Consider the following 18,715-nt stretch of genomic DNA (forward strand, 5'->3'; position numbering starts at 1 on the left):
ACTCCGAGTCGGACTCGTCGGACGAGCGGAGGGCGACGCCATGGACACGGTCGTCGGCAAGGAACGGGCCGCGCAGGACGGCCGCGACGCCCGGGAGATCGAGGAGCGGTGGTACGCCGCCGGGGGCTCGCCCGCACCGGAGCGCGCGGGCGCCTCCGAGCCGCCCGCGCCGCCGCGCCTGCGCGCACTGGCCGGACAGCCTCTCGATGAACTCGCGTTGCTGGAATCGCCGTTGACCGCCGACGAGCCCACCGAGCTGGCCGACATCATGGCCGCCTGCCCGCACTGGCCCGGCCCGCCCGAGGCCGCGCCCGTCGTCGGCCGGGACCGGCTGCACGCGGCCTGGCTCGGCCGGGCGGCGGGCTGCCTGCTCGGAAAGCCGGTGGAGAAGCTGCCGCTGTACGGGATCCGCGCCCTGGCCCGCGCCACCGGCAACTGGCCTCTGACCACCTGGTTCACCGCCCGCGGCGTGCCTGACGAGCTGCTGGCCGCCCACCCGTGGAACCGTCGCTCGGCCCCCACCTCGCTCGCCGAGAACGTCGACGGCATGCCCGAGGACGACGACCTCAACCACCCCCTCCTCACGCTGCTGTTGCTCCAGCGGCACGGGCGCTCCTTCACCACGGCCGACCTGGCCCGCCTCTGGCTGGACGAACTCCCGGCGGGCCGCACCTTCACCGCCGAGCGCATCGCGTACGGCAACCTCCTCGCGGCGTCGAACCCCCACGGACGGCCCGCCTCCGCAACCCGTTCCGTGAGTGGATCGGCGCCCAGATCCGGGCCGATGTGCACGGCTGGACCCACCCCGGCGACCCCGCCGGGGCCGCCGCCCAGGCCCACCGCGACGCGGTGCTCACCCACACCGCCAACGGGGTCTACGGAGCGATGTTCACGGCGGCCGCCCTCGCTGTCGCGGCGGGCGGGGAGAGCGATGTGCACGGCTGCCTGGCCGCCGGGCTGCGGGGCGTTCCGCCGCACTCGCGGTACGCCGGCGCGGTCCGGCTCGGCATCGAGACCGCGCGTACGGAAGGGGAGTTCGACCTGGTGGTGGACCGGCTGCACGCCGCGTATGCCGACACCCACCACTGGGTACACGTGCTGCCCAACGCCGCACTGTTCGCCGCCGCCCTCACCCACGCCGACGGCGACTTCACCCGGTCGATCGGCCTCGCGGTCTGCGGCGGCTGGGACACCGACTCCAACGGGGCCACCGCGGGCTCCCTCGCCGGACTCCTCGCGGGCACCCCGACCGCCCTGCCCGACCACTGGACGGCCCCGCTGAAGAACCGCCTCGCACCTCCGTACCCGGCTACGACCGGACCGGATTCGACACCCTCGCCGCACTGACCCACCAGGAGGCTCTGCGCCCATGACCCGTATCGCGGTGCTCGGCAGCACCAACATGGACCTCGTCGCCTACACCGCCCGCGCCCCGGAACGCGGGGAGACCGTCACCGGCCGGGAGTTCCGGACGGTCCCCGGCGGCAAGGGCGCCAACCAGGCCGTCGCCGCCGCCCGAGCGGGCGGGGAGGTGACGATGATCGGCGCGGTCGGCGACGACGCGTACGGCGCACAGCTCCGCGACGGCCTCGAACACGCCGGGGTCGACACCGACCTCCTGCACACCGCCGAGGGCCCGAGCGGCACCGCGCACATCGTGGTGGACGACTACGGGTCCAACGCCATCGTGGTGATCCCCGGCGCCAACGGCGTCATCACCGCGCTCGGCCCCGGCGAGATCGCGGCCATCGCCGCCGCCGACCTGCTGCTGATGCAGCTCGAACTCCCGCTCTCCGCCGTCGTGGAGGGCGCCCGCGCGGCCAGGTCCCAGGGCGTACGGACCATCCTCACCCCCTCCCCCGTACAGCCCCTGCCCGATGAACTCCTGGACCACATCGACCTGCTGATCCCCAACGAGCATGAGGCCGCCGAGCTCTCCGGGCAGGCCGAGCCGCACGCGGCGGCGCAGATCCTGCTGCGTCAGGTGCCCGAGGTCATCATCACGCTCGGTGCGAAGGGATCCCTGTACGCGGCCCGGGGCGGCGAGCCGGTGCTCTTCGCGGCGCCCGAGGTGCGGGCCGTCGACACGACCGGGGCCGGGGACACCTTCGTCGGGGCGCTGGCGGTGGCGCTCGGGGAGGGGCGGCCGGTGGCCAAGGCGCTGGCCTTCGCGTCCTCGGCCGCCGCGCTCTGCGTCCAGAAGCCGGGCGCGTCCATGTCCATGCCGTACCGGAGCGAGATCGAGGCAGCATGAGTACGACAGCAGCAGGGCCCCTGACCGGGCTGAAGGTCATCGACCTCGCCACCCTCTTCGCCGGGCCGCTCGCCGCCACCATGCTCGGGGACTTCGGCGCCGATGTGGTCAAGGTGGAGCACCCCCGTAAGCCCGACCCCTCGCGCGGGCACGGCCCCGCCAAGGACGGGGTCGGCCTGTGGTGGAAGCTGCTCGGCCGCAACAAGCGGACCCTGACGCTGGACCTGTCCGCCCCGGGTGGCCGGGACGTGCTGCTGCGACTCGCCGCCGAGACCGACGTCATCGTCGAGAACTTCCGGCCGGGGACGCTGGAGCGCTGGGGGCTGGGTCCCGAGGAGCTGCACGCCGTCAACCCGCGCCTGGTGCTGGCCCGGGTCACCGGCTTCGGCCAGTTCGGGCCGTACGCGCACCGGCCCGGGTTCGGCACGCTGGCGGAAGCGATGAGCGGGTTCGCCGCGATCACCGGGGAGCCGGACGGACCGCCGACACTGCCGCCGTTCGGGCTCGCGGACTCCATCGCGGCGCTGGCGACGGCGTACGCGGTGATGGCCGCGCTCGCGGGGAGGGAGAAGACGGGTGAGGGGCAGGTGGTGGACCTGGCGATCATCGAGCCGATGCTCACCGTGCTGGGCCCGCAGCCGCTCTGGTACGACCAGCTCGGTTACGTCCAGCCGCGCACCGGCAACCGTTCCCGCAACAACGCCCCGCGCAACACCTACCGCACCGCCGACGGCCACCGGGTCGCGGTCTCCACGTCCGCGCAGTCCGTCGCGGAGCGGGTGATGCGGCTGGTGGGCCGCCCGGAGCTGATCGAGGAGCCGTGGTTCGGCGCGGGCACCACCCGGGCCGAGCACACCGAGGAACTGGACGACGCGGTCGGCCACTGGATCTCCCGCCACAGCCGGGAGGAAGTCCTCAACGGCTTCGAGAAGGCGGAGGCGGCCGTGGCTCCGATCCATGACGTACGGGAGGTGATGGAGGACCCGCAGTACCGGGCGCTGGGCACGATCGCCGAGGTGGATGACCCGGAGCTGGGGCCGCTGCGGATGCAGAACGTCCTCTTCCGGCTCTCGGAGACCCCGGGCGCCATCCGCTGGGCGGGCCGCCCGCACGGCGCGGACACCGAGGAGATCCTGGCCGGGCTCGGCCTCTCGGAGACCCGGATCGCGGCCCTGCGCGACCAGGGCGCCCTGTGACCGGCCGCCCGATCCCGGGCCCGCCGGCGCCGGAAGGTCCGCCTCCGCCTCTAGGCTGTCCCCCGCTGACCTGGCTGTACGTCCCCGGGGACCGGCCGGAGGTGGTGGCCAAGGCGCTCGGTTGCGGGGCTGACGTGGTGATCGTCGACCTGGAGGACGCCGTCGCCCCCGACCGTAAGGAGTACGCGCGCGCCGCCACCGCCGAGCTCCTCGCCGACCCGGTGGCCGCCGCCCCCGACGCCGTACCCGTCCATGTCCGAGTGCACGGCGAGGACGACATCCGGGCCCTGATGGGGCTGCCGGGGCTCTCCGGACTCCGGCTGCCCAAGATCACGCACGCGGTCTCCGTGCACCATGTGGCGGCGGTGGCCCCCGGTGTACCGCTCTATCCGCTGCTGGAGTCGGCGCTCGGCGTCGAGCACGCGTACTCGATCGCCTCGGCCGACCCCGCCGTCCGGGGCATCGCGCTGGGCGAGGCGGACCTCCGCGCCGATCTCGGCGTACGGGAGGACCGCGGGCTCGACTGGTCGCGCAGCCGCCTCGTGGTGGCGGCCCGGGCGGCCGCACTGCCGCCGCCCCCGCAGTCGGTCTTCCCGGACGTCCGGGACCTGGACGGGCTGTGGGCCTCGTGCGTACGGGGGCGAGGGCTCGGGCTGCTGGGCCGGGCGGCGATCCATCCGCGTCAGCTGGAGGTGATCGAGCGGGCGTTCCGGCCGACGGCCCGGGAGATCGAGGCGGCGGAGGAGATCATCGCGGCCTCGGCGGTGGAGGCGGGGGCGCTGGCGCTGCCGGACGGGCGGTTCGTGGACGCGGCGGTGGTGGCCTCGGCGCGCCGCACACTGGCGATCGCCGGGCGGTCCTGAGGATTCTCAGGTCCGCCCGGCGATCGGGGGGTCAGCTCTTGTCGGCTGCCTCGGGGGCGGAGTCCTTCTTCAGCGGGTCCTTGTCCGCGCTGTCGGCCTCCGGCGCGTCCGCGTCCTCGGCGCCGTCCTCGTCGTCGGCGACCTCGGTGGAGTCGGCGGCTTCGGCGGTCTTGTCCGGCTCCACGATCTCCTCGCGGCCCGGGCGGAGCTTCGCGGAGACCACGATGTAGGCGACGGCGAACGCGAAGACGAAGATCGCGGTCCACACGTTCAGGCGCAGGCCCAGGACGTGGTGGGCCTCGTCGACCCGCATGTACTCGATCCAGCCGCGTCCGGCGCAGTAGGCGGCGACGTACAGCGCGAACGCCCGTCCGTGGCCGAGCTTGAAGCGGCGGTCGGCCCAGATGACGAGCAGGGCGACGCCGACGCACCACAGCGACTCGTAGAGGAAGGTCGGGTGGTACGTCCCGGCGACCCGGTTCGAGCCCTCGCTGATCTCCAGCGCCCAGGGGAGGTCGGTCGGCTTGCCGTACAGCTCCTGGTTGAACCAGTTGCCCCAGCGGCCGATGGCCTGGGCGATGGCGAGGGCGGGGGCCAGCGCGTCCGCCCAGGCCGGCAGGGGGATGCCTCGCCGGCGGCAGGCGATCCAGGCGCCGACCGCGCCGAGGGCGACCGCACCCCAGATGCCGAGGCCGCCCTCCCAGATCTTGAAGGCGTCGACCCAGTTCTGGCCGTCGCTGAAGTAGAGCTGGTAGTCGGTGATCACGTGGTAGAGCCGGCCGCCGACGAGGCCGAAGGGCACGGCCCAGACGGCGATGTCGGCGACGGTGCCGGCTTTGCCGCCACGGGCGACCCAGCGCTTGTTGCCGATCCAGACGGCGACGAAGACACCGATGATGATGCAGAACGCGTAGCCGCGGAGCGGGATCGGGCCGAGCTCGATCACGCCGGTCGACGGGCTGGGAATGGAGGCAAGGTTCATGACGGGGTCGACGCTACCTTGCCGGGCGGTGGGTACGGCAAGCCACCCGGCAACGTCTGGGTAACGAGGGTCCCTGTCACGGGCCCGTACCGCCCGGCCCTCCGCGTGCCCCCCGGTCCCTCAGGAAACGGGGGCGGACGGGGTTGCGGTGCCGGGCTTCTTGCCCTTGTTGGCCTCGGCGACCCACTTCTTCAGGTTCTCCACGGAGATCTGCTCGTCGCCCTTCTTCGGGAAGATCGACTCGCTGTTGAGGAGGGCGGTCGGGGTGCCCTGGAAGCCGCCCTCACGGAACGCGGTGTCCGACTTCTGGACCCAGCTGTCGTGCTCGCCGCTCTCCACACAGGTGCGGAAGCCGGGAGTGTCGAGCCCTTCGACCTCGCCGGCCAACTCGATCAGCCGACTGTTCTTGGCGAAGGCGTCGTCGGGCTCGGGGGGCTGGTTGCGGAAGAGCACGTCATGGTACGGGGCGAACTTGCCGACGTCCTGGGCGCAGGCGGCGGCGTTGGCGGCGCGCAGCGAGCCCTTGCCGCCGAGGTTGCCGTCGATGATCGTGGCCAGGTGGTAGTCCACCTTCAGCTGGCCCGCCTCGACCAGCTCCGTGATGGTGTCCCGGAAGGCGTTCTCGAACTGGGCGCAGACCGGGCAGCGGAAGTCCTCCCAGATCGTGAGCGTGGACGGGGCGTCGGGGGCGCCGACCGGCAGGGTCAGGGAGTCCTCGCCGGTCGCCCCCGACGGGGTGATGGCCGGGCCGGACGCGCTGTCACTGCCGCCGTCCTTGCCCACGTTGGCCGCGATCAGGCCGACCACGGCGGCCAGCGCCAGGACGCCGACCACGGCGGAGGAGACGATCAGCGTACGGCGGCGCTTCTCGCGGCCCTTCTCCCGCTCGCGCTGCTGGGCCAGGCGCTCACGCGCACTTCGGTTTCCCTCAGGAATCTTGTCGCTCACACCCGCAGCAACGAACCGGGGAGGCGCGTACGCGCCTCCCCGGCCCATATTCCACCCATTCAGGTGACCTCGACGGTCACCGCTGTCGAACGCCCTGAGCAGTCAGCGCTTTCGGACGCCCCGCGCCAGCTCGCCCGCCAGGGACCGGACGGCGTCGAGGCCGGCGGTCTCGTCGGGGGCGTCCAGGATCGCCTTGACGAAGGCCGAGCCGACGATCACGCCGTCGGCGAATCCGGCCACCTCGGCGGCCTGCTCGGCGTTGGAGACGCCGAGGCCGACGCAGACCGGCAGGTCGGTGGTGGCGCGGGTGCGGCCCACCAGCTCCTGGGCCTGGGCGCCGACCGAGGCACGGGTGCCGGTGACGCCCATCAGGGAGGCGGCGTAGACGAAGCCGCTGCCCGCCGCCGTGATGGTGGCGAGCCGGGCGTCCTGGCTGCTGGGGGCGACGACGAACACGGTGGCGAGGCCGTGCTTGTCGGCGTGCTCGCGCCACAGCGCGGACTCCTGGACCGGCAGGTCGGGCAGGATGCACCCGGCGCCACCCGCCTCGGCCAGCTCGGCGGTGAAGCGCTCGACGCCGTACCGGTCGATGGGGTTCCAGTACGTCATGACCAGGATCGGGACCCCGGTGGCCTCGTACGCCTCGCGGACCGTGCGCATCACGTCGGCGATGCGGACGCCGCCGCGCAGGGCGATGTCGTCGGCGGTCTGGATGACCGGTCCGTCGAGGACCGGGTCGCTGTGCGGGAGCCCGATCTCCACGACGTCGGCGCCGCCCGCGATGACCGCCTTGACCGCCTCGACGCCGCCGTCGACGGTCGGGAAGCCGGCCGGGAGGTAGGCGATGAGCGCCGCCCGGTCCTCCGCCTTCGCGGCGGCGAGGGTGGTGCTCAACAGCTCGATGTTGCCGCTCACTTGGCGTCCCCCTCGATCTCGGCGCGGTCGCTGTCCGCGTCCGCCTCGACGGCGGCGTCGGTGTCGTAGAGCCCGAAGTAGCGGGCGGCGGTGTCCATGTCCTTGTCGCCGCGGCCGGACAGGTTGATGAGGATCAGCCCGTCCTTCCCGAGCTCCTTGCCCAGGTCCAGCGCACCGGCGAGCGCGTGGGCGCTCTCGATGGCCGGGATGATCCCCTCGGTGCGCGACAGCAGGCGCAGGGCCTGCATGGCCGCGTCGTCGGTGACCGCGCGGTACTCGCCGCGCCCGATGTCCTTGAGGTAGGAGTGCTCCGGGCCGATGCCCGGGTAGTCCAGACCGGCGGAGATGGAGTACGGCTCGGTGATCTGGCCCTCGTCGTCCTGGAGGACGTAGGAGCGCGAACCGTGCAGGATGCCCGGCTCCCCCGCGGTCAGGGTCGCCGCGTGCTCGCCGGTCTCCACGCCGTGCCCGGCGGGCTCGCAGCCCACCAGGCGGACCTCGGCGTCCGGGATGAAGGCGTGGAAGAGGCCGATGGCGTTGGAGCCGCCGCCGACACAGGCGACCGCCGCGTCCGGGAGGCGGCCGGTGCGCTCCAGGAGCTGGCGGCGGGCCTCGACGCCGATGACCCGGTGGAAGTCGCGGACCATCGCCGGGAAGGGGTGCGGACCCGCGACCGTACCGAAGAGGTAGTGCGTACGGTCCACGTTGGCGACCCAGTCGCGGAACGCCTCGTTGATGGCGTCCTTCAGGGTCCGCGAGCCGGACTTCACGGCGACGACCTCGGCGCCGAGCATCCGCATCCGGGCCACGTTCAGCGCCTGGCGCTCGGTGTCGATCTCGCCCATGTAGATGGTGCAGTCGAGGCCGAAGAGGGCGCAGGCGGTCGCGGTGGCGACGCCGTGCTGACCGGCTCCGGTCTCGGCGATGACCCGGGTCTTGCCCATGCGCTTGGTGAGGAGCGCCTGGCCGAGCACGTTGTTGATCTTGTGCGAGCCGGTGTGGTTCAGGTCCTCGCGCTTGAGGAAGACCCGGGCGCCGCCCGCGTGCTCGGCGAAGCGCGGGACCTCGGTCAGCGCGCTGGGGCGGCCGGTGTAGTTGACCATGAGCTCGTTGAGCTCGGCGGCGAAGGCCGGGTCGGACTTGGCCTTGTCGTACTCGACGGCGACCTCGTCCACGGCGGCGACGAGCGCCTCCGGGATGAACTTGCCGCCGTACGCGCCGAAGTAGCCCTCGGCGCTGGGGATCAGACCCTCGGGGTCCGGGATGAAGAATTCGGACGTCATGCGACGTGCTCCTTGGCATGGCAACGGGTGGGTTCACCGTATGCGCCGAGAGCGGAGCGCCACCGGGACCGGCATGCGGTCGCGGCGGTGCGGTCGTACGTACGAGAAGGGGTTACTGCGGTACGTCGGCCGGGGCTCGCCTACAGCGCGGACCCCGGGCGCCATCGCATCCCGTTCACCTGGCCGGGCTCGTCACCGATCACGTACCGCACACGCCGACCGTGCACGCGCCGGGCGGGGGCGCGGCAGCCTCGCGGCCTGCAACCGCGCGCCAGCGGGGCATGCGGATCCCTGGCCAGGGCCCCGGCGGGGCGCAGGCCCGGCGGCCGGGTGCGGGGCACGGGACGGTCGGTCATGGTCGGCGGTCTCTCCCGGTCAGCCGCGGCCGTGGCGGAGCGCCGGGTGGGCGCCGGCGGCGACGAGGTCGGCGACGGCGGCGCGCGGGTCGCGGCCGGTGACCAGGGACTCGCCGACCAGGACGGCGTCGGCGCCGGCGTTGGCGTACGCGATCAGGTCGTGCGGGCCGCGGACGCCGGACTCGGCGACCTTGACGATGTGGTCGGGGATCTCGGGGGCGACGCGCTCGAAGGTGGAGCGGTCGACCTTGAGGTCCTTGAGGTTGCGCGCGTTGACACCGATGATCTTCGCTCCGGCGTCCACGGCACGCTCCGCCTCCTCCTCGTCGTGCGCCTCGACGAGCGGGGTGAGCCCGATCGACTCGGCGCGCTCGATCAGGGAGACCAAGGCCTCCTGGTCGAGGGCGGCGACGATCAGCAGGGCGAGGTCGGCGCCGTACGCCCGTGCCTCCCACAGCTGGTACGAGGTGACGATGAAGTCCTTGCGCAGGATCGGGGTGTCGACCTTGGCGCGGACGGCCTCCAGGTCGGCGAGCGAGCCGCCGAAGCGGCGCTCCTCGGTGAGGACCGAGATGACGGAGGCGCCACCGGCCTCGTAGTCCGCGGCGAGCGCGGCGGGGTCCGCGATGGCGGCAAGGGCCCCCTTGGACGGGGACGAGCGCTTGACCTCGCAGATGACGGTCACGCCCTCGCCGCGCAGGGCGGCGACTCCGTCCTTGGCCTGGGGAGCACGGGCCGCACGCTCCTTCAGCTCGTCGAGGCTGACGCGCGCCTGCCGCTCCGCGAGGTCGGCGCGAACGCCGTCGATGATCTCGTCGAGCACACTCACGCGAGCGGCCCCCTTCCGGAACGGTTGACGGTGAACAGGATCAGCCATACCGATGGTATCCGCAGGAGGCCCCGGGGCCCGCATCAGGCCACGCCGCGTCCCATTACCTGGGCATTCAAGGCGCCAGTGCCGAGCCGAACGGCAGATTCCGGACGACGGTGAAGAGCAGGAGCACGGCGCCGACGCCCCACCACCAGACGGGGGCGAGGACGATCCGCAGCGGCTGTCCGCGCCAGGCCCGGACGAGCCAGAGGACCCAGACCGCGGCGAAGAGGAAGTAGCCGGTGGTGGCGACCGCGTTCGCGGAGAAGGCGGTGCCGAGGTCACCGTGGATGAAGGCGTGAGCGCTGCGGAGGCCGCCGCAGCCGGGGCAGAACGTTCCGGTGATCTCGAGCAGCGGGCAGACGGGGTAGTGACCGGGCTCGTTGGGGTCGACGGTGCCGACGTAGGCGAAGGCGGCTGTGACGGCGGCCAGGATGCCGACGGGCGTGGCGAGCCGCCCCACCCAGCCCGTCCGGCGTTCGGGGACGGAACCGTGGCCTGGGGGGCCGGGCACCTGCGCGGGTTCCTCGCCCGAGGGGCCTGTGAGCTCCGGGCCCACGCCGGCAAGGGTGCCGTCCTCGAACGCCGGACGGGCTGGAGTGGCGGGGGTTCCGGCCCCGGGCTCCGGGCGGGGTGGGGTGGGCCGGGTCGTGTCGGGGGTCGGGCAGACCGTCAGCGGCATGTTCCAGGGGCCGACGCCCTGGGGCTCGGCTTCGGGGTTCGGGGTCGGGGTGGCGTCCACCCGGTGATTGTCCCCGCTCATACGGAAAGGCGCAGCCCACTCAGGGCTGCGCCTTGCTGCGTGTCGGCCGCGCGGTCGGGCCGGCGGCGTGTCAGTGGGAGACCTGGGCCTCTCCGGCGCGCGCCCGGGCCTCCACCAGTTCGGCGGACTCCTTGGGCATCCCGAGGCCCGCGAGCTTCATGGCGTAACCGACGATGCCACCGGCGAAGATGACGGCGATACCGGCCCAGAAGCCGAGCGGGTTGGCCGCGACCATGAAGACGCCTGCGACGCAGAAGCCGATGAAGGCGATGATGACACCGGTCCAGGCGGCCGGGGTGTGTCCGTGGCTCGTGCCCGCCATGAGTTGCTCCTTGTTGGTGTTGCGCGGTGGATCGCGTGGGTGTCGCTGCAGCTGTCGCTCGGGGGACGGCTGCCCTCCATTGTCCCGTACGGGGCAACCGGAGGTGAGCGGGGGGTCGCCCCTCGGGATTGTCTAGCCCGTCGGGTCCTCGCCCCGGTCCAGGGCCTTCCACAGCTCCTCGGGCCGGTCCGGGTCCGGGGCGGTGCGGGGCGCCTTGCGGGGGCGCGGGGTGCCGTCGCGCTCGTACCGGCCCGACATCGTGGGCCAGCGGCCGCCGAAGCGCAGGGCGAGCAGCCCGGCGACCAGGACCAGCAGGCCCCCGGCGGCGGTGACGTACGGCCAGGCGGTGTGGGTGAGGGCTTCGATGGTGGCCGCCGCGTCACCGGTGGTGCGGGCGGCCTCCTCGTCGAGGGCCGTGCTGTCGGTCGCGCCCGCCCAGGCGCTGAGGGCGGCCCCGAGGCCGCTGAGGGCGAGCAGGACGGCGACGAGGCGGCGGCCCGCGCCGCGGACGGCGAAGACGGCCACCAGGGCGGCCAGGCCGACGATCGCCAGGGCCGCCGGGGCGCCGGTGACGTCCTGGCCGTCGGCGGTGAGCGGCAGGGCGCCGCCCCCGGTCGCCGCCCGGCCCTCGGCCCAGACCTGGCCGGAGGCCAGCAGGACGACGGTCGCACCGGCCGCGCCCAGGAGCAGCCCGGCCGCGAGCGACCGGCGGCTGCGCGCGGAGTCGGGCGTCGGGGCGGAGCCGGCGGCCGGGTCGGCGGTTCGGGCACGGGGCTGGGGTACGGGGACAGCACTCACGCGTTCCACTATCCCCTACCGCCTCAGCGGTCGTGGAGCCGGTTGGCGGTATGGACGGCGCGCAGCACCGCCGCCGCCTTGTTGCGGCACTCGTTGTCCTCCGCGACCGGGTCCGAGTCGGCGACGACACCCGCTCCGGCCTGCACGTACGCCGTGCCGTCGCGCAGCAGCGCGGTGCGGATGGCGATGGCGGTGTCGGAGTCCCCGGCGAAGTCGAGATAGCCGACGCAGCCCCCGTACAGCCCTCGGCGGCTCGGCTCCAGCTCCTCGATGATCTGCATGGCGCGCGGCTTGGGGGCGCCGGAGAGGGTGCCCGCGGGGAAGCAGGCGGTGAGGACGTCGAAGGCGGTGCGGTCCTCGGTGACGCGGCCGGTGACGGTGGAGACGATGTGCATCACGTGGGAGTACCGCTCGACGGACATGAAGTCGACGACCTCCACGCTGCCCGGTTCGCAGACCCGGCCCAGGTCGTTGCGGCCGAGGTCGACGAGCATCAGGTGCTCGGCGCGCTCCTTGGGATCGGCGAGCAGCTCCTCGGCGAGTGCCAGGTCCTCCTGCGGGGTGGTGCCGCGGTGCCGGGTCCCGGCGATCGGGTGGACCATCGCCCGCCCGTCCTCGACCTTGACGAGGGCCTCGGGGCTGGAGCCGACGACGTCGAACCCGTCGAAGCGGAAGAGATACATGTACGGGGACGGGTTGGTGGCCCGCAGCACCCGGTAGACGTCCAGGGCGCTCGCGGTGCAGGGGGTCTCGAAGCGCTGGGACGGGACGACCTGGAAGGCCTCGCCCGCCCGGATGCGCTCCTTGATGTCCTCGACGGCCACCTGGTAGGCCTCGCCCCCCCAGAGCGCGGTGTACGGCGGCAGCTCGGACGGGGGCAGGAGGGCCGGCGCGTTCTCGACCGGGCGGCGCAGGTCCTGCTCCATCGCGTCCAGGCGGGCGACGGCGTCCGCGTGGGCCTCGTCGACGCCGGTGGAGAGGTCGTTGTGGTTGATCGCGTTGGCGATCAGCAGGACGGTGCCGTTCTGGTGGTCGAGGACGGCGAGGTCCGAGGTGAGGAGCATGGTCAGCTCGGGGAGCTTCAGGTCGTCGCCGCCGTGCTCGCCGATCTTCTCCAGGCGGCGGACGACGTCGTAGCCGAGGTAGCCGACCATGCCGCCGGTGAAGGGCGGCAGGCCCGCGTCGCTCACCAGGTCGCGGGGGGTGTGGAGGGTCTCGACGGTGGCGCGCAGGGCCTCCAGCGGGTCGCCGTCGACCGGGACGCCGACGGGCGGGGTGCCGAGCCAGTGGGCCGCGCCGTCGCGGGCGGTGAGGGTGGCGTCGCTGCGTACACCGATGAAGGAGTAGCGCGACCAGGTCCGGCCGTTCTCCGCGGACTCCAGCAGGAAGGTGCCGGGGCGCTCGGCGGCGAGCTTGCGGTACAGGCCGACGGGGGTGTCGCCGTCCGCGAGGAGGCGGCGGCTGACGGGGACGACGCGCCGGTCGACGGCCAGCTTGCGGAAGGTGTCGAGATCCATGGCCGGACCTTAGCTGTCGAGGAGGGTGAGGACGTCGGCGTCGAAGCAGGTGCGGTCGCCCGTGTGGCAGGCGGCGCCCGTCTGGTCGACCTTGACCAGCACGGTGTCGGCGTCGCAGTCCAGCGCGACGGACTTCACCCGCTGGATGTGGCCGGAGGTGTCGCCCTTGACCCAGTACTCCTGGCGGCTGCGCGACCAGTAGGTGCAGCGGCCCGTGGTGAGGGTACGGTGCAGCGCCTCGTCGTCCATCCAGCCGAGCATCAGCACCTCGCCGGTGTCGTACTGCTGGGCGATGGCCGGGACCAGACCGTCGGCGCCGCGCCTGAGGCGGGCGGCGATGGCGGGGTCGAGGCTGCTGGCGGGCGGCGTGGGGCCGGGAGTGCTGCTGGTCATGGGCCCATTGTGCCGTGGTGGCGAGGCGTTCCCGGGCGGACGTCCACTGGGCGGACCCCGGGTGGCGGTCGTACGCTGGCGGGCATGTCGACCCATGCGAAGCGTGAACGTCTCCTGCTCGCCGATCTGTTGGAGGCGGCCGGTCCCGAGGCCCTGACCCTGTGCGGGGGCTGGAAGACCCGTGATCTGGCCGCCCATGTGGTGGTCCGTGAGCGCCGCGCCGACGCGGCGGGCGGGCTGCTGATCCCCGCCCTGAGGAACCGGCTGGAGCGGGTGCAGGCCGAGTTCGCCGCGAAGCCGTACGAGGAGCTGATCCAGCTGCTCCGTACGGGCCCGCCCCGGTTCTCCCCGATGTCCCTCAAGCAGATCGACGAGGCGGCGAACACCGTCGAGTTCTTCGTCCACGCGGAGGACGTGCGCCGGGCCCAGCCGGACTGGTCGCGGCGCGAGCTGGACCCGGTCTTCGCCGACGTGCTCTGGTCGCACACCGAGAAGACCGCCCGGATGCTGGGGCGCAAGTCCCCGGTGGGGCTGGTGTTGCGCCGCCCGGACGGCCGGACGGCGGTGGCCCGCAAGGGCGCTCCGGTGGTGACGGTGACCGGGGAGCCCTCGGAGCTGCTGCTGTTCGCGTCCGGCCGGCAGGACGCGGCGGACGTCCAGGTGGAGGGCGAGAAGGAAGCTGTGGACCGGCTGCACCGGGCGGGGCTGGGGATGTAGCGGCTTCTACGTTCCGAGCAGCCGCCGGGCCGCCAGGGCGAGGGAGACCTCGACGGCGTCCCGGGGGCGGGTGAGGCAGCGGCCCGTGAGCTGTTCGAAGCGGCGGAGCCGGTTGAGGACCGTGTTGCGGTGGCAGTAGAGCCGCGCGCCGGCCCGCTGCGCCGAGCCGTCCGCGTCCAGCCAGGCCGTCAGCGTCTCCAGGATGACGTCCCGGTCCGAGGGGTCCAGCCGGTCGAGCGGGCCGAGCACCCGGTCGGCGAGGGCGGAGCCGAGGGCCGGGGACGAGACGACGAGGGCGTCCGGGAGGTGCTCGTCGAGCAGGACCGTGCCCCCGGAGGCCGGGCAGGCGCGCAGGGCGGTCTCCGCCAGCCGCCGGGCGTCCCCGAGGGCGGCCAGGCCGTCGACGGCGGAGCCTATGCCCGCCCGGGTTCCGGCGGGGGCGTCCAGGGCGTCGGCGATGGCGTGCAGCTCGCCGGGGTCATCGGAATCCCCGGTGAGCCGGAGGATGGCGAAGACGGCGTCGGGGCCGGTGTGCCAGAGGGGGGCGTTGCTCGGCGCTGAGTGCGGGCGCCCGTCCGGTTCCGGGCTCGGGGCATCGTGCCGGGGCCCGTCCAGTCGCGTCTGCCCGTCCGGGGCAGTGTGCGGGCTCCCCTCCGGGGCTGCGCCCGACAGTGCGGCCGGGAGGTTCAGGGGTGGCCGGGCGGGGCCCTGCTGCTGTGGCCCGCGCGGGGCGGAGGCCACCGCGAGTACGGCGTACCGCCCCTGTTCCGGCAGCCCCAGCATCGCCGCCGCCTCGCAGAGGTCCGCGATCCGGGCGGTCCCGTCGAGCAGGGCCGCGACCATCAGCCGCTGCTGGTTCTCGCGCCGCCAGGAGAGCCGACGCTCGGCCTGCCGGTAGGCGTCCGTGACGATGCCGCAGTGCTCGTCGACGAAGTTCCACACATCGGCGGCGACATGGACCAGCAGCCGTACGTCGTCGGGGTCGCGGCGGGCCGTCTCGTCCACCAGGTCCTGCCAGACCATCGCGCCGCCCATCCGGAAGGCGTGCAGGACAGCGTCGAGCGGTACGCCCTGTTCGGCGCGGATCTCGCCGATCCAGCGGGAGGTGCGGTGGGCGGCCTCGCGGAACTCCCGGGGCTGGATCAGCGAGCCGACGTTGTGCCGCAGGGAGTGGTGGACCTCCTGCCAGACCTCGGCCCGGTCGGAGTCGATCGCCGCCCGGTAGCCGGGCTCCTGCGCGTACAGGGCCTCCACGAGCCGTTCGGTGAGGACCGGGAGCGAGGCGACGAGGACCCGGGCGGCCCGGTGCAGCACCTCGACGGCTTCGCGGTCGGCCAGGGAACGGAAGCTCCGGGGCAACGGCGCCTCGGGGTGGGCGCCGTGCAGCACCGCGATCCGCGAACGTACGACCTGTGGCATGGCGGCCTCCACCGGGAATCGGCCGGCTACGCGATCGGCCGGCTCGGAGCACCCGGCCCCGGCAGGGCGCGAGCACAGCCGAATGATCCTGACGCCCGCAGAATGGCATACCGCCCGGTCGGTACCTAGGGGTCTGTGCGGAACTTGTCATCACGGTCTCGCAACCAACGGCCTTCACGGGCCCTCGGGGCCCAGGAGCCGGGCCAGCTCGGTGCGGGAGCGGATGCCGAGCGCGGCGAAGACGTTGCGGAGGTGGTGGTCGACCGTGCGCGGGCTGAGCGAGAGCCGGAGCGCGACCTCGCGGTTGGTGGCCCCTTCGGCGACGCAGCGGGCGATGCGCTGCTGCTGCGGGGTGAGCGCGGAGAGCACCCCGTCCGTCGCGGGCCGCACCGACGGGCCCTGCTCCCCCGCCGCCCGTAACTCGCCGGCCGCCCGGTCCGCCCAGGCGCGGGCCGAGCAGCGCTGGAAGGCGACCAGGGCGTCGCGCAGCGGGGTGCGCGCCTCGCGGGTGCGCCGGCGGCGGCGCAGCCACTGCCCGTACAGGAGCTGGGTGCGGGCCCGCTCGAAGTCCCCGCCCGCCCGGTCGTGGTGGGCCAGGGCCTCCGCGTACCGGGCGTCGGCCTCCTCCGCCGGGGCCAGCAGGGCTTGGCAGCGGGCCAGTTGGGCAGGGGCCTGCGGGTCGGTGGTCCGGGCGGCCCACCCGGCGAACTCGGCCACGGCGGCGTGGAGTTCACCGGCCTCCTCGGCTCCCCGGCTCGCGAGCACGGCGGCCTCGACGTAGCAGGGCACGGCGAGCATCCGGGCGGCGAAGTGGCCCTGCCGGGGCCCCGGGCGCACCAGCGGGCCGAGCCGGGCAGCGGCCTCCTCGGAGCGCCCGGCGGCCAGGTCGGCCCGGGCCCTGGCCCAGGTGGCGAGGGTCGCGGGCTGGGCGAGCCCGTGCGGCCCGGCCCCGGCCAGCGCGGCGTCGCAGTGGGCGGTGCAGGCCTCGGCGGGCCCCTCCACGGAGGCGGCGAGGGCCAGGACGGCGTGGAGGCGGACGGAGCTGTTGGGTTGCCCGGTACGGCGTGCGGCATGCAGCCCCTCCAGCGCGTGGGCGCGGGCCCCGGCGTGCCGCCCGGCCCGCAGCTCGGCGTAGGCCAGGTGCTCCAGGGCCTGCGGCAGCAGGGCGTCGGGCCCTGTGGTCCGTACGGCGGCGAGCGCCCGGGCCCCGGTCCGGCAGGCGGCGGCGATTTCCCCGAGGACGAGGGCGGCGACCCCGGCGCGGAGGAGGGCGGCGGGGGCGTCCAAGCTCACCGGGTCCGCCGGGTCCAGGCACTGGCGGAGGAGCTCGTGCCCTTCGGCCGTGCGTCCGGCGAGCACCGCGCACATCCCGGCCCGGTAAGAGGCGAACGCACGGTCGTACGGGGCGGGGTCGATGCGGCCCATGGCCTCCAGGTAGCCGGGCGCGTCCCCCGTCACCCAGGCCGCCTCGGCCGCACCCAGGAGGGCGTCGAGGGCCCGCCGGGGGTCATGCGGGCCGAGCAGGGCGGCCGCGGCCATGAGGGCTTCGTGGGCGTCAGCGGCGGGGCCGGAGCGCAGGGCGAGCAGGCCGTGGACGTAGGGGGCGAGGCCATGGCGGGGTGTGGTGGCGTGCTCCCCCGCCGCCCCCGTGCGGGCCAGCAGGGCGCGGGCCCGGTCCGGGTCCCCGGCAAGGGCGGCCTGTTCGGCCGCCGCCGCGAACCGGACCGAGCGCAGGGGCGAGTCGGTGGTGAGCACGGCGGCGCGGGAGAGGGCCGAGGAGCGTTCGGCATGCGGGTACCGGGCGGTCGCGGCAGCCTCCAGCCGGGCGGCGAGCGCGGCGTCCGGGCCGGGGGCGGCGCAGGAGAGCTGCACGAGGGAGGCGAGCGGGGCGGCGCGGTCTCCGGAAGGCGCTGACGCGGCGGCCCGGTCGCCGGTCTCCGCCAGCAGGGCGGCCAGCAGCTCATGGGTGGCGCGGCGGCGGGCGGGCGGGGCGTGGTGCAGGACCGCGCGGGCGAACAGCGGGTGGCTGAAGTGGACCCGGCTGCCCGCCCGTTGGAGGAAGCCCTCGGTGGCGGCCGAGCCGAACAGGACGCCGTCCAGGAAGTCCCGGGGCAGCCCGGTCCGGGTGCCGGCGCGCAGCAGGAGCAGGGCATCGGCCCCGGCGCCGGCGGGCTCGTGCTCCTGGGCGGCGGCGGCCAGCAGGAGTAGCGCCCGGGTGCGCGCCGGGAGCCCGTCGAGGCGGTCCGCGTGCGCGGCCAGCACCGCCTCGGCGCCGGGCAGCGGACAGGGCAGCGGGGTGCGCCCGGCCAGCTGGTCCGGGGTGAGGCGGCGGGTGAGCCCGGTGAGGAGGCGCGGGTTGCCGGCCGCCTCCCGGAGGAGCTCCGCGCGGACGACCGGGTCGAGTCCCTCCGTGACGCCTGGAAGCCTTGGCGGGCGACGGCCGGGGCCCTCCGCCCCGCCGGTGAACCCCGCGCCACGGCCGAGCCCCTCCGCGCCACCGGAGACCTCCTCCCCGCCCCCGGTGAGCCGTTCCAGCAGCGCGGACGCCGCATCCTCGTCCAGCGGGCCGAGCCGCAGCGCAGGCAGTCCGGCGAAGGCGGGGCCGTCGTCCGCCGCGATCAGGACGGCGACCCGGCTGCCCTCGCCCAGCCCGCGGGCCGCGAGGCCGAGGGCGGTGCGGGAGGCCGGCTCCCAGGTGTGCGCGTCGTCGGCGCAGACCAGCAGCGGGCGGGCGGCGCCCAGTTCCCGTAGCCGGGCGAGCAGCACCTCGGAGGTGCGGGACCCGGGGGCCGAGCCGAACAGGGCGTGCGGGCCGCGTTCGTCGGGGGAAGCGGTGGCGTACAGCACCGGGCCCCGGGGCCGGTGGGCGGCGGCCGCCTCGCGCAGCAGCGCGCTGCGGCCGAGGCCGGGCGGTGCCGCCAGGACGAGGGCGCCGCCGTCGCCCTGCCGGAGCCGGGCCAGCAGGCCGTCCAGGATGGCGAGTTCACCGCTGCGGCCGTACAGCCGGAGCGGACTGCGCACGGTCGTCGATAAGGTCACATCGGCACGGTAGGACCGTGCGAGCGGGGGCGGAAGGTGCGTGTCCGGCGGCCCGGCCGGGGCGGTGCGGGCTCCCAGC

The 18,715-nt window shown here is 74.6% G+C and carries 17 protein-coding genes and 1 pseudogene; 5 read left to right on the top strand and 13 right to left on the bottom strand.

Annotated elements, in window-relative coordinates:
- Positions 1 to 40: 40 nt before the first annotated feature.
- From AMK21_RS21435 to AMK21_RS21450, 4 genes and pseudogenes are all read left to right on the top strand, one after another.
- Positions 41 to 1,373, top strand: a pseudogene (locus tag AMK21_RS21435) (ADP-ribosylglycohydrolase family protein).
- The gene (gene rbsK, locus AMK21_RS21440; protein ID WP_073880321.1) at positions 1,370 to 2,254 is read left to right on the top strand and encodes a ribokinase; all 885 of its coding nucleotides are present in this window, start codon (positions 1,370 to 1,372) and stop codon (positions 2,252 to 2,254) included. The pseudogene AMK21_RS21435 and the gene rbsK overlap by 4 nt, the downstream one beginning before the upstream one ends.
- Positions 2,251 to 3,450, top strand: a complete 1,200-nt coding sequence (locus AMK21_RS21445; protein ID WP_073880323.1) for a CaiB/BaiF CoA transferase family protein — start codon at positions 2,251 to 2,253, stop codon at positions 3,448 to 3,450. The genes rbsK and AMK21_RS21445 overlap by 4 nt, the downstream gene beginning before the upstream one ends.
- On the top strand, positions 3,447 to 4,313 hold the full coding sequence (locus AMK21_RS21450; RefSeq protein ID WP_199863249.1) for an HpcH/HpaI aldolase/citrate lyase family protein: 867 nt from the start codon (positions 3,447 to 3,449) through the stop codon (positions 4,311 to 4,313). The genes AMK21_RS21445 and AMK21_RS21450 overlap by 4 nt, the downstream gene beginning before the upstream one ends.
- A 31-nt stretch (positions 4,314 to 4,344) precedes the next feature.
- On the opposite strand, the gene lgt is transcribed toward AMK21_RS21450, so the two are convergent.
- From lgt to hisI, 11 genes are all read right to left on the bottom strand, one after another.
- Entirely contained in the window at positions 4,345 to 5,295 is a 951-nt protein-coding gene (gene lgt / locus AMK21_RS21455; RefSeq protein WP_073880325.1) for a prolipoprotein diacylglyceryl transferase, read from the bottom strand.
- Between the two features lie 120 nt (positions 5,296 to 5,415).
- Positions 5,416 to 6,243 carry a DsbA family protein gene (locus AMK21_RS21460; RefSeq protein WP_073880327.1) on the bottom strand — a complete coding sequence of 276 codons (828 nt, stop codon included), beginning with the start codon at positions 6,241 to 6,243 and terminating at the stop codon, positions 5,416 to 5,418.
- 102 nt (positions 6,244 to 6,345) lie between these two features.
- On the bottom strand, positions 6,346 to 7,158 hold the full coding sequence (gene trpA / locus AMK21_RS21465) for a tryptophan synthase subunit alpha (protein ID WP_073880329.1): 813 nt from the start codon (positions 7,156 to 7,158) through the stop codon (positions 6,346 to 6,348).
- Complete coding sequence (gene trpB / locus AMK21_RS21470) at positions 7,155 to 8,441, bottom strand: tryptophan synthase subunit beta (protein WP_073880331.1); 1,287 nt, start codon at positions 8,439 to 8,441, stop codon at positions 7,155 to 7,157. The genes trpA and trpB overlap by 4 nt, the downstream gene beginning before the upstream one ends.
- A gap of 140 nt (positions 8,442 to 8,581) precedes the next feature.
- Positions 8,582 to 8,797 carry a tryptophan biosynthesis modulator TrpM gene (gene trpM / locus AMK21_RS36910; protein ID WP_073880332.1) on the bottom strand — a complete coding sequence of 72 codons (216 nt, stop codon included), beginning with the start codon at positions 8,795 to 8,797 and terminating at the stop codon, positions 8,582 to 8,584.
- Positions 8,798 to 8,816: 19 nt separating this feature from the next.
- On the bottom strand, positions 8,817 to 9,626 hold the full coding sequence (gene trpC, locus AMK21_RS21480; RefSeq protein WP_010064524.1) for an indole-3-glycerol phosphate synthase TrpC: 810 nt from the start codon (positions 9,624 to 9,626) through the stop codon (positions 8,817 to 8,819).
- Between the two features lie 115 nt (positions 9,627 to 9,741).
- Positions 9,742 to 10,182: a DUF2752 domain-containing protein gene (locus tag AMK21_RS21485; protein WP_073880600.1), complete on the bottom strand. Its 441-nt coding sequence runs from the start codon at positions 10,180 to 10,182 to the stop codon at positions 9,742 to 9,744.
- A gap of 319 nt (positions 10,183 to 10,501) precedes the next feature.
- A complete protein-coding gene (locus AMK21_RS21490) occupies positions 10,502 to 10,753 on the bottom strand; it encodes an HGxxPAAW family protein (RefSeq protein ID WP_018512043.1) in 252 nt (83 codons plus the stop codon).
- Positions 10,754 to 10,885: 132 nt separating this feature from the next.
- A complete protein-coding gene (locus AMK21_RS21495; RefSeq protein WP_073880334.1) occupies positions 10,886 to 11,560 on the bottom strand; it encodes a TIGR02234 family membrane protein in 675 nt (224 codons plus the stop codon).
- A gap of 14 nt (positions 11,561 to 11,574) precedes the next feature.
- Positions 11,575 to 13,068: an anthranilate synthase component I gene (locus AMK21_RS21500; protein ID WP_073880336.1), complete on the bottom strand. Its 1,494-nt coding sequence runs from the start codon at positions 13,066 to 13,068 to the stop codon at positions 11,575 to 11,577.
- Between the two features lie 9 nt (positions 13,069 to 13,077).
- Complete coding sequence (gene hisI / locus AMK21_RS21505) at positions 13,078 to 13,461, bottom strand: phosphoribosyl-AMP cyclohydrolase (RefSeq protein ID WP_073880338.1); 384 nt, start codon at positions 13,459 to 13,461, stop codon at positions 13,078 to 13,080.
- 84 nt (positions 13,462 to 13,545) lie between these two features.
- Here hisI and AMK21_RS21510 point away from each other — a divergent pair, with 84 nt between their 5' ends.
- The gene (locus tag AMK21_RS21510) at positions 13,546 to 14,178 is read left to right on the top strand and encodes a TIGR03085 family metal-binding protein (RefSeq protein ID WP_073880340.1); all 633 of its coding nucleotides are present in this window, start codon (positions 13,546 to 13,548) and stop codon (positions 14,176 to 14,178) included.
- 6 nt (positions 14,179 to 14,184) lie between these two features.
- On the opposite strand, the gene AMK21_RS21515 is transcribed toward AMK21_RS21510, so the two are convergent.
- Complete coding sequence (locus AMK21_RS21515; RefSeq protein ID WP_073880342.1) at positions 14,185 to 15,597, bottom strand: PucR family transcriptional regulator; 1,413 nt, start codon at positions 15,595 to 15,597, stop codon at positions 14,185 to 14,187.
- A 174-nt stretch (positions 15,598 to 15,771) separates the two neighbouring features.
- Positions 15,772 to 18,636: a helix-turn-helix transcriptional regulator gene (locus tag AMK21_RS21520; protein WP_199863250.1), complete on the bottom strand. Its 2,865-nt coding sequence runs from the start codon at positions 18,634 to 18,636 to the stop codon at positions 15,772 to 15,774.
- Positions 18,637 to 18,715 lie beyond the last annotated feature (79 nt).

The sequence above is a fragment of the Streptomyces sp. CB00316 genome, from assembly GCF_001905595.1.
Classification (GTDB): Bacteria; Actinomycetota; Actinomycetes; order Streptomycetales; family Streptomycetaceae; genus Streptomyces.